The organism is Gilliamella sp. Pra-s60, from assembly GCF_009795755.1.
Classification (GTDB): domain Bacteria; phylum Pseudomonadota; class Gammaproteobacteria; order Enterobacterales; family Orbaceae; genus Gilliamella.
In genome coordinates this window covers 1-15,308 of the sequence record NZ_WTFA01000006.1, presented here as the reverse complement: position 1 = coordinate 15,308, position 15,308 = coordinate 1, and the positions used below count along the sequence as shown (strand labels likewise).

Annotated in this window: 14 protein-coding genes; 10 read left to right on the top strand and 4 right to left on the bottom strand. The window is 33.4% G+C overall.

The window, feature by feature from the left end; genetic code table 11:
* Window positions 1-36: 36 nt before the first annotated feature.
* From rho to nrdG, 4 genes are all read left to right on the top strand, one after another.
* Complete coding sequence (gene rho, locus GQ596_RS05900; protein ID WP_160400762.1) at window positions 37-1,299, top strand: transcription termination factor Rho; 1,263 nt, start codon at window positions 37-39, stop codon at window positions 1,297-1,299.
* Window positions 1,300-1,472: 173 nt separating this feature from the next.
* Window positions 1,473-2,888 (top strand): NADP-dependent phosphogluconate dehydrogenase, encoded by a 1,416-nt coding sequence (gene gndA / locus GQ596_RS05895; RefSeq protein ID WP_160400761.1) that lies wholly within the window; start codon window positions 1,473-1,475, stop codon window positions 2,886-2,888.
* 325 nt (window positions 2,889-3,213) lie between these two features.
* Entirely contained in the window at window positions 3,214-5,349 is a 2,136-nt protein-coding gene (nrdD, locus tag GQ596_RS05890) for an anaerobic ribonucleoside-triphosphate reductase (RefSeq protein ID WP_160400760.1), read from the top strand.
* A gap of 13 nt (window positions 5,350-5,362) precedes the next feature.
* Window positions 5,363-5,827, top strand: coding sequence for an anaerobic ribonucleoside-triphosphate reductase-activating protein (gene nrdG, locus GQ596_RS05885; protein WP_160400759.1), 465 nt, complete (start codon window positions 5,363-5,365; stop codon window positions 5,825-5,827).
* Window positions 5,828-5,840: 13 nt separating this feature from the next.
* Here nrdG and can read toward each other — a convergent pair whose 3' ends face one another.
* The 4 genes from can to GQ596_RS05865 all read right to left on the bottom strand — a co-directional run bounded on the left by can (window position 5,841) and on the right by GQ596_RS05865 (window position 9,047).
* Window positions 5,841-6,500 carry a carbonate dehydratase gene (gene can / locus GQ596_RS05880; RefSeq protein ID WP_160400758.1) on the bottom strand — a complete coding sequence of 220 codons (660 nt, stop codon included), beginning with the start codon at window positions 6,498-6,500 and terminating at the stop codon, window positions 5,841-5,843.
* Between the two features lie 71 nt (window positions 6,501-6,571).
* Complete coding sequence (locus tag GQ596_RS05875; protein WP_160400757.1) at window positions 6,572-7,633, bottom strand: FAD-binding protein; 1,062 nt, start codon at window positions 7,631-7,633, stop codon at window positions 6,572-6,574.
* A gap of 158 nt (window positions 7,634-7,791) precedes the next feature.
* Window positions 7,792-8,832: a GTP-binding protein gene (locus tag GQ596_RS05870; protein ID WP_160400756.1), complete on the bottom strand. Its 1,041-nt coding sequence runs from the start codon at window positions 8,830-8,832 to the stop codon at window positions 7,792-7,794.
* Window positions 8,833-8,849: 17 nt separating this feature from the next.
* Complete coding sequence (locus GQ596_RS05865; protein WP_160400755.1) at window positions 8,850-9,047, bottom strand: YbdD/YjiX family protein; 198 nt, start codon at window positions 9,045-9,047, stop codon at window positions 8,850-8,852.
* Between the two features lie 324 nt (window positions 9,048-9,371).
* Here GQ596_RS05865 and murA point away from each other — a divergent pair, with 324 nt between their 5' ends.
* From murA to GQ596_RS05835, 6 genes are all read left to right on the top strand, one after another.
* Window positions 9,372-10,625 (top strand): UDP-N-acetylglucosamine 1-carboxyvinyltransferase, encoded by a 1,254-nt coding sequence (gene murA / locus GQ596_RS05860; protein WP_160400754.1) that lies wholly within the window; start codon window positions 9,372-9,374, stop codon window positions 10,623-10,625.
* Window positions 10,626-10,676: 51 nt separating this feature from the next.
* Window positions 10,677-11,252, top strand: a complete 576-nt coding sequence (gene yajL, locus GQ596_RS05855; protein WP_160400753.1) for a protein deglycase YajL — start codon at window positions 10,677-10,679, stop codon at window positions 11,250-11,252.
* Window positions 11,253-11,263: 11 nt separating this feature from the next.
* Entirely contained in the window at window positions 11,264-12,157 is an 894-nt protein-coding gene (locus tag GQ596_RS05850) for a cation diffusion facilitator family transporter (protein ID WP_160400752.1), read from the top strand.
* Between the two features lie 96 nt (window positions 12,158-12,253).
* Window positions 12,254-13,216: a 6-phosphofructokinase gene (gene pfkA, locus GQ596_RS05845; protein WP_160400751.1), complete on the top strand. Its 963-nt coding sequence runs from the start codon at window positions 12,254-12,256 to the stop codon at window positions 13,214-13,216.
* A 218-nt stretch (window positions 13,217-13,434) separates the two neighbouring features.
* Window positions 13,435-13,686 (top strand): GNAT family N-acetyltransferase, encoded by a 252-nt coding sequence (locus GQ596_RS05840; RefSeq protein WP_160400750.1) that lies wholly within the window; start codon window positions 13,435-13,437, stop codon window positions 13,684-13,686.
* 146 nt (window positions 13,687-13,832) lie between these two features.
* Window positions 13,833-14,903, top strand: a complete 1,071-nt coding sequence (locus GQ596_RS05835) for an acyltransferase (protein ID WP_160400749.1) — start codon at window positions 13,833-13,835, stop codon at window positions 14,901-14,903.
* Window positions 14,904-15,308 lie beyond the last annotated feature (405 nt).

Below are 15,308 nucleotides of genomic sequence, written 5' to 3'. Positions count from 1 at the left end.
AACATATCAATTTTATCCTCAAGAATTTTTAAAATTATGAATTTAACTGAATTAAAAAACACTTCTGTCTCTGAGCTTGTCACGCTTGGTGAAAAACAAATGGGCCTTGAAAATCTTGCCCGTCTTAGAAAACAAGACATCATTTTTGCAATCTTAAAACAACATGCTAAAAGTGGTGAAGATATTTTTGGCGATGGTGTACTCGAAATTTTGCAAGATGGATTTGGATTTTTACGTTCAGCAGACAGCTCTTATTTAGCTGGACCTGATGATATTTATGTGTCACCAAGCCAGATTCGACGGTTTAATTTAAGGACTGGTGATACCATTGCAGGTAAGATTCGCCCACCAAAAGAAGGTGAACGTTATTTTGCTTTGTTAAAAGTCAATGAAGTTAATCACGATAAACCTGAAAATGCCCGCAATAAGATCCTTTTTGAAAACTTAACTCCACTCCACCCCAATTCCCGTTTACGTATGGAACGAGGTAACGGTTCAACAGAAGATATCACTGCAAGAGTACTTGATTTAGCATCCCCAATTGGTAAAGGGCAACGTGGTTTGATTGTTGCTCCGCCTAAAGCAGGTAAAACAATGCTTTTGCAAAATATTGCACAAAGTTTGGCTGTTAATCATCCTGAATGTGAATTAGTCGTATTGATGATTGATGAACGTCCAGAAGAAGTTACCGAAATGCAACGTCTAGTTAAAGGTGAAGTGGTAGCGTCAACATTTGATGAACCAGCAGCAAGACACGTTCAAGTCGCTGAAATGGTTATTGAACGTGCAAAACGTTTAGTTGAACATAAAAAAGATGTGATTATTTTATTAGACTCGATCACACGTTTGGCGCGAGCATACAATACAGTTGTTCCTTCATCAGGTAAAGTATTAACCGGTGGTGTGGATGCAAATGCGTTACACCGTCCAAAACGTTTTTTTGGTGCTGCTCGTAATGTCGAAGAAGGTGGTAGTTTAACTATTATTGCAACCGCATTGATTGATACTGGTTCTAAAATGGATGAAGTTATCTACGAAGAGTTTAAAGGTACGGGTAATATGGAAGTTCATTTATCGCGTAAAATTGCTGAACGCCGTGTGTTTCCTGCAATTGACTTTAATCGTTCAGGTACACGTAAAGAAGATTTAATGACTTCGCCAGATGAACTACAAAAAATGTGGATCTTACGCAAAATTCTTAACCCAATGGGTGAGACTGATGCAATGGAATTTTTGATCGACAAACTTGCCATGACTAAAACCAATGATGAGTTTTTCGAAATGATGAAACGGTCATGATTTATTCAATTGATAATAAATATCATTAAAGTAATGAAAAAGAGCCGTATTGTATTCTGATACGGTTTTTTTTATGTAAAAATATAGTGTAGTTTATAAAACTTAATTAAGTTTTAGATGTTTTTAAAAACCTTATGGTTAAGGTTATAAAGGTTTAATAAAGGAGCCAAATCATGTCAAAACAACAAATCGGTGTTATTGGAATGGCAGTTATGGGGCGAAATCTTGCGCTCAATATTGAAAGTCGTGGGTTTTCTGTTGCTATTTATAATCGTTCTAAAGATAAAACTGAACAAGTTATGGCTGAACATTCTGATAAGCAATTGGTTCCTTACTTTACGATCGAAGATTTCGTTAATTCTTTAGAGAAGCCTCGCCGTATTCTTATTATGGTGCAAGCTGGTAAAGGTACCGATGCTGTAATTGATGAGTTGCGTCCACTTTTAGATAAAGGCGATATTATCATCGATGGTGGGAATGCTTATTTTGAAGATACAATTCGTCGTAACAAAACATTATCAGCAGAAGGATTTAATTTTATTGGAACAGGCGTTTCTGGTGGTGAAGAGGGAGCGTTAAAAGGGCCATCAATTATGCCTGGTGGGCAAAAAGAGGCTTATGAATTAGTTGCTCCTATATTAGAAAAAATAGCCGCTAAAGCTAATGGCGAGCCTTGTGTTGCTTATATAGGTCCTAATGGCGCCGGCCATTATGTAAAAATGGCACATAACGGTATTGAGTATGGTGATATGCAACTGATAGCAGAAAGCTATTCGGTATTAAAACATGCGGTTGGCTTAACTAATGATGAACTTGCTGATGTGTTTGCTGATTGGAATAAAGGCGAACTAGATAGTTATTTGATTGAAATTACAGCTGATATCTTTAAGCATAAGGATGAAAATGGTAATTATTTAATTGATGTTATTTTAGATGCTGCAGGCAATAAAGGTACAGGTAAATGGACTAGCCAAAGTGCTTTAGATTTGGGTGAACCTTTGTCATTAATCACTGAGTCTGTATTTGCTCGTTATTTATCCGCAATTAAAGATCAGCGAGTTGCTGCATCAAAAGTGTTGAAAGGTCCTAAAAAAGAGTCTTACAGTGGCGATAAGAATGAACTTATAGAAAAAGTCCGTAAAGCGCTTTATATGGGGAAAATCATTTCGTATGCTCAAGGTTTTGCACAGTTAAAAGCTGCATCTCATAAGTATCAATGGGATTTAAATTATGGCGAAATTGCCAAAATTTTTAGAGCAGGTTGTATTATTCGGGCGCAATTTTTACAAAAAATTACTGACGCTTATGCCGAAAATAACGAGATCGATAATTTATTGTTAGCTCCTTATTTTAATAAAACGGTCGAAGCGTACCAACAATCATTACGTGATGTCGTGTCTTTAGCCGTGCAACAAGGTATTGCTGTTCCGACACTTTCAGCGGCAATTGCTTATTATGATAGCTATCGTTCAGAAGTATTACCAGCTAATTTAATTCAAGCGCAGCGAGATTATTTTGGCGCACATACTTATCAACGTATTGATAAAGAGGGTGTGTTCCATACTGATTGGTTAAATACTGAATCATAGTATTTTGAGTTGTAATCTCATTTTTGTATATAAAAGTGCAAATTTATTTTGCACTTTTTATTTTTCAATATTTCATAAATGCTTGTCATTATTGGCTTTAAGTTTGTCAAGTAATTTCATTTATTAAAAAATCTAGAAAAACACTATATATGGTGTATAATTCACACCTGTTTACTATATATAGTAGTAATTAAGCAATGTGCAAACTCGGTTTTTTGTCATAATAACTTATGACCTGATAAGAAATGAATAAAAACAACGAATATGAATGTTGATATAAAACCTATGGCAAGTGCTAAATATTAATGGATGTTGAGGAGTATATATGCCTGTAGTAATTAAACGTGATGGCTGTCAAACTGCATTTAATGAGGCTCGAATCAAAGATGCGATTATCAAAGCAGCTGTTGCAGCGAATGTTCATGACCCTGATTATTGTGCAAAGGTTGCCAGTGTTGTTACTAAACAAATGAGTGAACGCGAAAGTGTTGATATCAACGAAATTCAGAATGCAGTTGAAAATCAGTTGATGTCAGGCCCTTATAAAAAATTGGCAAGAACTTATATTGAGTATCGTCATGATCGTGATCGTGCTCGTGAACAAGGTAGTAGGTTAAATCAAGATATTCGAGGACTAATTGAGCAAAGTAATGTTGCTATTTTGAATGAAAATGCCAATAAAGATAGTAAAGTGATACCTACTCAACGTGATTTACTAGCCGGCATTGTGGCAAGGCATTATGCAAAGCAGTATTTATTACCTAAAGATATTTCTCGTGCTCATGACTGTGGTGAAATACATTATCATGACTTAGATTATGCACCATTTTTTCCAATGTTTAACTGTATGCTAATTGATTTAGATGGCATGCTAACTAATGGTTTTAAAATGGGGAATGCTGAAATTGAGCCACCGAAGTCAATCGCAACCGCAACAGCTGTTACCGCGCAAATTATTGCTCAAGTAGCAAGCCATATTTATGGTGGTACGACTATTAATCGTATTGATGAAATTTTATCTAAATTTGTTACTATCAGTTACAATAAACATAAGCAAGTAGCTGAAGAGTGGAGTATTCCAAATCCAGATGCTTATGCTCAAAGCCGTACAGAAAAAGAGTGTTATGATGCATTTCAATCGCTTGAATATGAAGTAAATACCTTACACACTGCTAATGGACAAACTCCGTTTGTTACTTTTGGTTTTGGTTTAGGAACCAGTTGGGAATCACGTTTAATTCAAGAGTCAATTTTAAAAGTTCGTATTAAAGGTTTAGGTAAAAATCATAAAACAGCGGTTTTCCCAAAACTGGTATTTGCCATCAAAGATGGTATTAATCATAAACAAGGTGATGTAAATTATGATATTAAGCAGCTTGCACTTGAATGTGCAAGTAAACGTATGTACCCAGATATTTTGAATTACGATAAAGTTGTTGAAGTAACTGGCTCATTTAAAACCCCAATGGGTTGCCGAAGCTTTTTAGGCGTTTATGAAGAAGATGGGCAATTAATTCATGATGGACGTAATAATTTAGGCGTAATTAGTCTAAATTTACCTCGTATAGCTATTGAAGCCAAAGGTGATGAAAGGCGTTTTTGGGAAATTTTAGATAAGCGTTTAGATCTTTGTAAAAAAGCATTAATGACACGTATTGCTCGACTTGATGATGTAAAAGCACGTGTTGCACCTATTTTATATATGGAAGGTGCCTGTGGTGTTAGACTGAATGAAGATGATAGTGTTTCTGAAATTTTCAAAAATGGGCGCGCGTCGATTTCTTTAGGTTATATCGGTCTTCATGAAACATTAAATGCACTTTACGGGAATCAAATACATCCATTTGATAGTAATGAATTACGTGAAAAAGGGATAACTATTGTTAATCGTTTACGTAAAGCGGTGGATCAATGGAAGGAAGAAACTGGTTACGGTTTTAGTTTATATAGTACACCAAGTGAAAATTTATGTGATCGATTTTGTCGGCTTGATACGGCTGAATTTGGTGTTATTTCAGGTGTTACAGACAAAGGTTATTATACAAACAGTTTTCATCTTGATGTTGAGAAAAAGGTTAATCCGTACGAAAAAATCGAATTTGAAAAATCTTATCCTCCAGTTGCAAATGGTGGATTTATTTGTTACGGCGAATATCCAAATATGATCAATAATGTTAAAGCATTAGAGGATGTTTGGGATTATAGTTATAGTCGTGTTCCTTATTATGGCACTAATACACCGATTGATGAATGCTATGAATGTGGTTATACCGGTGAATTTTCCTGTACCAGCAAAGGCTTTGTTTGTCCAAGTTGTGGTAACCATGATTCATCAAAAGTCTCTGTTACCCGTCGTGTTTGCGGATACTTAGGTAGTCCTGATGCACGTCCATTTAATGCAGGAAAACAAGAAGAAGTTAAACGCCGAGTTAAACATTTAGATAATGGTCAAATTGGATAATAATTAATAGGTTATGAATTATCATCGCTATTATTCAGTTGATGTTGTAAATGGTGAGGGGACTCGATGTACTCTTTTTGTTGCAGGTTGTGTTCATCAATGCCGTGGTTGCTATAATAAGAGTACATGGCCCCTCGATTCTGGATTGCCTTTTACACAATCACTTGAAGATCAAATCATTAAAGATTTACAAGATACTGAAATAAAGCGTCAAGGATTATCGCTTTCTGGTGGTGATCCGTTGCATCCTAAAAATGTACCAGCAATATTAAAGCTGGTTCAACGTGTTAAGTTTGAGTGTGATAACAAAGATATCTGGCTTTGGACTGGGTATAAATTAGATGAATTAACCGAGGAGCAGCAAGCCGTTATTTCCTATATTGATGTGCTAATTGATGGTAAATTTGTTGAAGAACTTGCTGATCCAAAGCTATTATGGAGAGGAAGCAGCAACCAAGTTATTTACCATTTTAAATAAAAGTATAAAGTTATTATTGCGATTTATGAAGATTTAGCAGGTAGGAAATTGCTTCACGATAATTAATTTCTAAATTTTCGCTACTTGATGAAGTAATATGTAAATCTGTAATTTTTCCATTATCAATACCATATACCCAACCATGTAGGTTAACTTTTTGACCTCGTTGCCATGCAGATTGAATAATTGTTGAGTGCCCAAGGTTGTAAACTTGTTCAATTACATTAAGCTCACATAAAACATCTAAACGGATCTCTGGCGGGAATTCACCTAGCAGTGAGCTGTTTCGAAACCATAGATCACGAATATGTAGTAGCCAGTTATTAATTAACCCTAAATCAGGGTTTTCAACTGCATCCCGAATTCCACCGCAGCCTAAATGACCACAAACAATAATATCTTCAATTTTAAGTACATCTACAGCATATTGCACAACTGATAAGCAGTTTAAGTCAGTGTGAATTACAAGATTGCCAACGTTACGATGTACAAATAATTCACCAGGCTTTAACTTAATAAGTTTTTCTGCTGAAACACGACTATCCGAACAACCGATCCATAGAAATTTAGGATTTTGTTCAATAGCAAGTTGCTTAAAAAATTCTGGATCTTCTTGTTCTATTTTTTCTGACCATTCGTGATTAAAACGAATTAAATCGTTTACATCAAACATAATTTATATTCCCTTTATATTTCATTGCTATTATTGGAGTAAGTTTATTGTTTAAAATGGCCATTATAATTTTACTCAATTTGTTTAGTATGTTGGATTTTGCTTTTCATAATTAACTTGCGCCATAGTGGTGTAGTTAATATTTTTGCTTTAACAATTTTACTATAAAGTTTTAAACGTAGTGGGATTGTATTTTGATAGTAACGTTTATTTGGATTTGGTTTGCCACTATTTAAAATTTTACTCAAAATTTCAGCGCTATCTAGCGCATAGCTTATCCCTTCTAAAGAACTTGCGCTAATAAAGCCAGCAGCTTCACCAATCAGAAAGATATTTTCGTTACCTGTATAGAAATCACGGAACCGATTTGGATAAACAGCTAAACATTTTTCTGTTTTGATAGATTCCCCAAAAATAAATCCTTGAGTTGATAATTTTTCTTTTAATTTTTCAAAATTTTGATTCGCTAATTTTTTTGGGAAGGCTCCACCAAAGATGAAATAACCATCTTTTGAAATACTCCAAGCATAACAATTTGTGGATTTATTATCGAATATACATGAATAAAATGGATCTGGGTGTTGCTCTGTAAACCATTGTTGTATGGCTACATATTGCCTTATTGTATGGTTAGGGTATCGCATTCGTCTGACGAGAGAATTGGCGCCATCAGCACCAACGACGTATTGGGTTGTAATATTGTGTTCGGTCTTATTTTTATCGATATAGGTGATTTGATAGCCATCAATAATACGTCTAACTTCTTTGCAAAGTGTATTATGTAGAACGGTAACCGTGGCGGGTATCAATGATTTTAACCAAAGATCAAATTTATGCCGATCGAAACTAACGTAACTTCTTTGATAATTACGAACAATTTTGGTTTGTAAATCTATGGTTTTGACACTAAAAATTTGTGGATCAGTTAAGATATCTTTTGGTAAGTTTAATTTTTGTCTAATAAAAGCTTTTTGTGCATCATTGGCCAATAATCCACCACAAGGTTTATGAAAACCTTCATTTCCTACTTCGTGTTTTTTATCTAACGCGATGACTTTAAAAGAAGGGCTAAGTAAACGAGCTAGTGTACTACCAGCAGGTCCAAGACCTATGATTGCGATATCGTAATCCATGTTATTGTATTATTAGTTTATCACTTTTAAAAGTGCTCTATGTTAGCAAATTATATTAGATGTGGCTATTAGATATGAAGTTTATTTATGACTATCAACCATGTAACCATGGTTTATAAAAAATACAAATTTACTTTTCTAGAGGTTAACTTTTATTATTAGTTTGATGATGTCTTTAAAAATTCTTGATTTAACTCATTAAATGGTAATGATCGGCTAATTATTACCAATCTAGATATTCTCTCTTCTGGCGTTTTCCAAGGGGATCCATAATCAAATCCTACGACTTTATGTATACCTTGCACGATTAAGCGTTGGTCATTGCCCTTAATAGCTAAAACTCCTTTGTAGCGTAACATGTCGTTGCCATATCGTTCAACTAAGCTTTCCATAAAGGAACCTATTTTTTTTAAATCGAGTTCACCTGCTTCAAAAAGATAAGAACAAATATTATCATTCCAGGATGACGTTTGTTTTTGTAATGGCAATGATCTAAATCCAACTTCAAGCTTTTGGGTCGGGTTTATAACAAAAAAACCTTGATTTATTGTGAGTTCATCACTTAATTCAAATGCTTTTATATCAAGCCATTTAGATTTAGGTATTTGTCCTTTTATTGTTTCAAAGATAGTCGCTTTATGGTTGATTTTATGGATTCGGTTAATTATTTCAAATTTTTGTTCATCATTAACACAGTCGGTTTTAGTTAAAATAATACGGTCTGCAAAACCAATTTGTGAAAGAGCTACGCGGTGTTCATTAAGGTGTTTTAAAATATGTTGAGCATCAACAAGCGTAATAACAGCATCAAGTTGAATTTTTTCACGAAGTAAATTATCGACAAAAAAGGTTTGAATAATAGGTGCAGGATCTGCAAGTCCAGTTGTTTCAATAATCAACCGATCAAATTGTAATTCACCCGTTGAACGTTTTAATAGTAATTTATGTAGAGATTCTGTTAATTCTCCTTGTACTGTACAACAAATACAGCCATTAGTCATTTCTATGATTTGAGTATCAGTGCTGATGTTTAATAAATTGCTATCAATGTTTACAGGACCAAATTCATTTTCAATAATAATTACTTTTTCGTTATGGTTATTTTTTAGTAAATAATTAATGAGTGTTGTTTTTCCAGAACCAAGAAATCCAGTTAATAAGGTTACAGGTAATAATGAAATCGGTGTTGAATCTGTCATTTATGATCTCTTAAGTATTAGCAACATTTGAATCCACCTTTGCCGCTATATTTAGCTTCTTGTCGCTCTTTAAAAAATTCTTCATAAGACATAGGTGTTTTTTCAGGGTGAGTAAGCTTCATATGTTGAACATAATTATCATAATCAGGAATACCAATCATTAGCTTGGCTGCTTGACCAAGGTATTTTCCTGCTTTAGAGAGTGAATCAAACATATTATTTCTCTTGAGTGAAAATTATCTCATTGTGATGAAATATAAAAAATTTATAGTTTAATCACGTAGCGTAAATTATATTTAAAATTTAGTATATTTAAATATAAGGCGCTAATTTGTCTGAGTCAATCATTGATTGAGAGTAATTATTATAGAATTAGAAAATAAGAAATAATTTCTGACAGTACCTGATTATGTTGGTTTTTATTTGGTTTTAGTGGAAAACCATATTGCTATTTTTTCATGAAATTCATTTATCTATTGATAAATAACTTCTATAATATTCGACAATTTATCAAGCATAATAATTTATAAGAGTTAATAATGGAAAAGTTTCATGTAACAGGTTCAACTGCACTAAATGGCGAAGTGGTTATTTCTGGCGCAAAAAATGCTGCGCTACCAATTTTATTTGCTGCAATTTTGGCCGAAAAACCCGTAGAGCTTCGAAATGTTCCCAAGTTGAAAGATATTGACACAACATTAGAATTGCTAAGCCAGTTAGGCGTAAAATGTGAAAAAAATGTTTTTATTCACCTTGATGCAAGTCAACTTAATAACTATTGTGCACCTTATGAGCTAGTTAAAACCATGCGAGCTTCAATTTGGGCTTTAGGTCCACTTGTTGCTCGTTTTGGGCAAGGGCAAGTTTCATTACCTGGTGGCTGTGCTATTGGTGCAAGACCTGTTGATCTTCATATTACTGGTCTTGAGCAATTAGGTGCGACAATTACACTAAATGAAGGGTATGTTAAAGCAACGGTAAATGGGCGGCTTAAAGGTGCTCATATTGTGATGGATAAAGTCAGTGTTGGTGCTACCGTTACCATTATGTCTGCTGCAACTTTAGCTGAGGGTAAAACTGTAATCGAAAACGCAGCTTGTGAACCTGAAATTGTTGATACAGCTAAATTTTTAAATATGCTAGGCGCTAAAATTACAGGTGCAGGTACAATGCGTATTGAGATTGAAGGGGTTGAGCGTTTAGGTGGTGGTATTCATGAGATTGTTTCTGATCGTATTGAAACGGGGACTTTTTTAGTTGCTGCGGCTATATCTAAAGGTAAAATCACTTGTCGAAAAACTGATCCAACTTTGCTCGATGCTGTGCTTTCAAAATTAAAGGAAGCAGGAGCTAAAATTGAAGTCGGCGAAGATTGGGTTTGTTTAGATATGCAAGGAAAAAGAGCAAAAGCTGTCAATATTCATACGGCTCCGCACCCTGGATTCCCTACTGATATGCAAGCTCAATTTTCATTATTGAATATGGTTGCTGAAGGTACAGGAATTATTAAAGAAACAATTTTTGAAAATCGATTTATGCATGTGCCAGAGTTAATTCGGATGGGTGCTAAGGCAGAAATTGAAGGCAATACCTTAATTACGCATGGTGTTGAAACGCTAAGTGGTACACAAGTCATGGCAACGGATTTGCGTGCATCAGCAAGTTTAGTTTTAGCTGGTTGTATTGCTGAAGGTTTAACGACTGTTGATCGTATTTATCATATTGATCGTGGTTATGACAATATTGAGGCAAAATTAAGGAATTTAGGTGCTAATATTGAAAGAATAAAATAGACTTCATTAAACTAAAAATGATTGGGTTGTTTGTTTAAAAGGAACGTGGTAATGACAAAGCAAGCATTGGTATTTTTATCAGATGGCTGCGAAGAAATAGAGGCGGTAACAACAATCGATTTATTAACTCGAGCTGGTATTAATGTTACTACAGCTAGTATATCAAGCTCTCGTGAAGTTGAATGTTCTCGGGGAGTAAAAATTTTAGCTAAAAAAACACTTTCAGATATTCAACATGTTGATTTTAAAGTTGTTATTTTACCTGGCGGTTTGAAAGGCGCTGAAAATTTTCGTGATTGCCCATTGTTGATTGAAAAATTAAAACAAATACATCAAACTAGTGGTATTGTTGCAGCAATCTGTGCTTCACCTGCCATTGTTCTACAACATCACAATTTATTCCCTAATGCTAATATGACTGGTTATCCAACTACTAAAGAGGCATTTAAAAATTGGAAAGCTGATAGAGTTTATTTTGATGAACAGAATAAGGTCCTTACTAGCCAAGGACCCGCGACTTCTATTGATTTTGCTTTAAAAATTATTGAAGTGCTGCTAGGACGAGCAAAGGCTGCTGAGGTTGCTTCACAGCTCGTTCTTCCATCGGGGATTGAAACCTATCAATAAATAGGTACTAAATGTCAAATTCACATTTGTATGAAAAATTAGTTAAAAGAGCAACGTTAAGTGCTGTTTTAATTTCCATTTTTCTAATTTTAATTAAATTTATTACTTGTTGGTTAACAGGTTCTATAAGTTTACTTGCTTCATTGTTGGATTCAAGCATCGATTTGATTTCCTCTGGTTTTAATTATTTTTTAGTCCGTTATGCATTAAAACCCGCGGATGATGATCATACCTTTGGTCATGGTAAAGCCGAATCCTTAGCGGCATTATTACAGAGTGCGTTTATTATTGGTTCTGCGATAATTTTATTATTTTCTAGTATTCGATCTTTTATGCACCCAAGTCCACTACAGATTCCTTTATTAGGAATAACTATTTCGACAATTTCTGCTGTAATTACATTTATCCTTGTTTTATACCAAAGGCGTGTTATTAACATCACTAAAAGTAATGCTATTCAAGCTGATATGTTACATTACTCTTCTGATCTATTACTAAATATTGCTGTTATAGTTGCTCTTTGTTTTAGTTGGTATGGTATTACCTATGCTGATGCAACATTTGCATTCTTTATTGCTTTATATATTTGTTATAATGCTTATCGTATTGCCTATAATTCTATTCAAGATTTGCTTGATAGAGCATTACCTGAAAGTGATAATATATTGATTGCAGAAATTATTAGTCAGTATCCAGAGGTTTATGGCTTTCATGATTTAAAAACTAGGCAGTCAGGCCCCGTTAAATTCATCCAATTGCATATTGAACTTGATGATAATATGCCTTTAATTAAAGCTCATGCTATTGCTGATTCTATTGAAAAACGAATTTCAACACAGTTTTCACCTGCAACCGTCATTATTCATCAGGATCCAATTTCTGTTGTTCCAACCGAAATGATGTAGCGTAAAAAATCATCAAAATAGCAACTAATCTTTTATTGTTAGATATCTGTTAAGGTTCTATAATAACTAAAGGTTAATAATTTGGAGTTATTTTATATGATAAAAAAAATAGGTATTTTAACAAGTGGTGGCGATGCTCCAGGAATGAATGCTGCTATTAGGGGGGTGGTAAGAACTGCCTTAACAGAAGGGTTGGATGTTTTTGGTGTTTATGATGGCTATATGGGGCTTTGTGAAGATCGTATCGTTAGACTAGAGCGTTCAAGTGTATCTGATATCATTACCCGTGGTGGTACATTTCTTGGCTCAGCTAGATTTCCAGAGTTTAAAGATAAAACTGTAAGACAAAAAGCTATCGATAATTTGAAAAAACATGAAATTGATGCTTTAGTAGTTATCGGTGGTGATGGTTCATATATGGGGGCAATGAGGTTAACTGAAGAAGGTTTTCCATGTATCGGCTTACCAGGGACTATTGATAATGATATCCGTGGTACCGATTATACTATTGGTTATTTTACTGCACTTAGTACGGCTGTTGAAGCAATTGATAGATTACGTGATACTTGTTCTTCGCACAATCGTATATCAGTTATTGAGATTATGGGGCGAGATTGTGGTGATTTAACTTTAAATGCTGCTATTGCTGGTGGTTGTGAGTTTATGATTATTCCTGAGGTTTCTTATACTAAAGAAGATTTAATCGAAGAAATTAAACTTGGCTTTGCAAAAGGTAAGAAACATGCGATTGTAGCAGTTACAGAGCATATGTGTGATGTAAATAAACTAGCCGCTGACATTGAAGCTGCAGTTCATCACGAAACACGTGCAACAATTTTAGGCCATGTTCAACGAGGTGGTTCACCAGTGCCTTATGATCGCATTTTAGGGTCACGCATGGGGGCTTATGCTGTTCAATTATTACTTGAAGGTCATGCTGGTAGAAGTGTTGGTGTACAAAATGGTAAATTAGTGCACCACGATATCATCGAAGCTATCAATAACATGAAGCGTTCGTTTGATATGGAACTATACAATACTGCTAAACGATTATTTTAAATATTAATTGTGATTAAATCATAATCTGAATTGATAAAGATTTAATTGTTTTATTATAGGTGAGTTGTTGGTAATGAAATGTTAACAATAGCCGCCTATTTTTTAATATTATTAAAATTAGTCGATGTCGATATTAGATTCAAAATAAAACAATTTTGGAATTTATCAAGAATGATATGACTATAATAAATTAACTATTATGATATATAGGTAGTTTTATGTCGCTACATTTTTTAGAGGCTAATGACCGTTTTTATGTTTGTAATGAAAATCATAAAAAAATAGCTGAAATGACGTTTACAAGGTTAGGAAAAGATAAAGCTACGATTAATCATACTTATGTTGATCCAGCCTATCGAGGACAAGGAATTGCTGATAATTTATTAGATATCGTAGTAAAACGATTACAGCAAGAAGAACGAGATATTATTCCTATTTGTTCGTTTGCTGTTAATAGATTGGTAAAATAACTAAATTGAGTTTTTATCTATTGACTTATCGTTATATATGACACCAGTATTTGTTTGGATTTTTATTTTTAATAAATGATAGTTCTAACTACACGAATATGTGATAATGTACATTAATGTGTTTTTATTGATTCACAATCTTCAAAATGGTAACAGAAAAACAGCAAAAGATTCATTCGATTCATGTTTTACGTGGTGTTGCAATTATTATGATTGTTTTCAGCCACTGCTTAGGTGTGTTTAAAAATACTAACTTAATTGCTAACAGTTATCTATTTTCTTTTTTGAATTTATTTGCATTTAATTTCACGACGTTTTTTGTATTAATTGCCGGTTTTTTATTTCAACATCTAACATATAAATTTGATACTAAAACATATTATTTATCAAAATTTAAGACAGTTGTATGTCCTTATATTTCAATATCAATTTTCTGTTTTATATTTTATCATTATCAATATTTATCTAGTTTACCTTGGTATTCGTCAAATGAAAATAGCATAATTAGTGTAATAACTAAAATGATGTTGACAGGGACACAGCTATTGCCATTATGGTTTATACCGATGATTATCATTATTTATTTAATGGCTCCCTTATTATATTCTTTATCAAAAAAGAGTTTAATTATAACTGGTTTGGTTTCTATGTTTTGGGTAGTTATGTTTACTAAACCTGATTTCACGCGACCTCTTTTAAATTTATTGCATTATGGTCCTGTCTATTTAACGGGTATGATGATAAAACAAAATTATCAAATTATTATGAAATCCGTAAAAAGTAATTTATTTTTGGTCATGTTCCTTTTTTGTTTATGTTTTTGGATTCCATTTGCTTATCGTTATATGGATCACTTAATTGTTGAAAAACTTTATTACGATACATTACAAAAAATTGTTCTATTTATATTAGCTCTTTACTTTTTAGATAAATTGAATCATAAAATTAATGATGGGCGAGCTTATAAGTTTTTGTCTTATATGGCAAATATTAGTTTTCCTATTTATTTTATTCATGAAATTATTGTGTTTGAACTTGAACGGCTATTATATGTGTCCCCACTAAACAATGTAATCAAAACGGATAATGGAGGGGTAGCATCATTAGGCGCAGTAGTTTTTTTGATATCTACTTTAGTTTTAAGTGTTATTATTGCTAATATTATAAAATGGATTTTTAAAAATAAATCACAATATCTTATTGGTAGTATTCGTTAAATTATTTCCATTCATATTTTCATTTGTATTTTTTAAGGGCTTTTTTTAAAAAATATATAATTTTGCAAAGGATAATAATCTTTATTTTGTCCGCATAATTAAAGCATTTGAATAAATAAGAAACAAACAGAAAGAAAATTGAAATTAATACTTGCATGATTTTTTTAAATCCCTATAATGCGCACCCACTGGCACGCAGTCAGCATAAAGCAGGCGGCGAATAAGGTTAGTGAACAAGGTCAAAAATTTTAAAAAAAGATCTTGACGAATAAAAAAGGTTGGCGTAGTATACGCAACCCTTGAGACAGCGAAGTAAAACAACGAAATGTTGAGTTAATTAAACGCTGTTAGCTCTTTAAAAAGAAGAAACAGACAATCTGTGTGGGCACTTGCGAGACAAAAGAT

Excerpts from the sequence above, each read along its gene's own strand:
- rho (WP_160400762.1), top strand. The coding sequence starts at position 37 with ATGAATTTAACTGAATTAAAAAACACTTCTGTCTCTGAGCTTGTCACG.
- gndA (WP_160400761.1), top strand. The coding sequence starts at position 1,473 with ATGTCAAAACAACAAATCGGTGTTATTGGAATGGCAGTTATGGGGCGA.
- nrdD (WP_160400760.1), top strand. The coding sequence starts at position 3,214 with ATGCCTGTAGTAATTAAACGTGATGGCTGTCAAACTGCATTTAATGAG.
- nrdG (WP_160400759.1), top strand. The coding sequence starts at position 5,363 with ATGAATTATCATCGCTATTATTCAGTTGATGTTGTAAATGGTGAGGGG.
- can (WP_160400758.1), bottom strand. The coding sequence starts at position 6,500 with ATGTTTGATGTAAACGATTTAATTCGTTTTAATCACGAATGGTCAGAA.
- GQ596_RS05875 (WP_160400757.1), bottom strand. The coding sequence starts at position 7,633 with ATGGATTACGATATCGCAATCATAGGTCTTGGACCTGCTGGTAGTACA.
- GQ596_RS05870 (WP_160400756.1), bottom strand. The coding sequence starts at position 8,832 with ATGACAGATTCAACACCGATTTCATTATTACCTGTAACCTTATTAACT.
- GQ596_RS05865 (WP_160400755.1), bottom strand. The coding sequence starts at position 9,047 with ATGTTTGATTCACTCTCTAAAGCAGGAAAATACCTTGGTCAAGCAGCC.
- murA (WP_160400754.1), top strand. The coding sequence starts at position 9,372 with ATGGAAAAGTTTCATGTAACAGGTTCAACTGCACTAAATGGCGAAGTG.
- yajL (WP_160400753.1), top strand. The coding sequence starts at position 10,677 with ATGACAAAGCAAGCATTGGTATTTTTATCAGATGGCTGCGAAGAAATA.
- GQ596_RS05850 (WP_160400752.1), top strand. The coding sequence starts at position 11,264 with ATGTCAAATTCACATTTGTATGAAAAATTAGTTAAAAGAGCAACGTTA.
- pfkA (WP_160400751.1), top strand. The coding sequence starts at position 12,254 with ATGATAAAAAAAATAGGTATTTTAACAAGTGGTGGCGATGCTCCAGGA.
- GQ596_RS05840 (WP_160400750.1), top strand. The coding sequence starts at position 13,435 with ATGTCGCTACATTTTTTAGAGGCTAATGACCGTTTTTATGTTTGTAAT.
- GQ596_RS05835 (WP_160400749.1), top strand. The coding sequence starts at position 13,833 with ATGGTAACAGAAAAACAGCAAAAGATTCATTCGATTCATGTTTTACGT.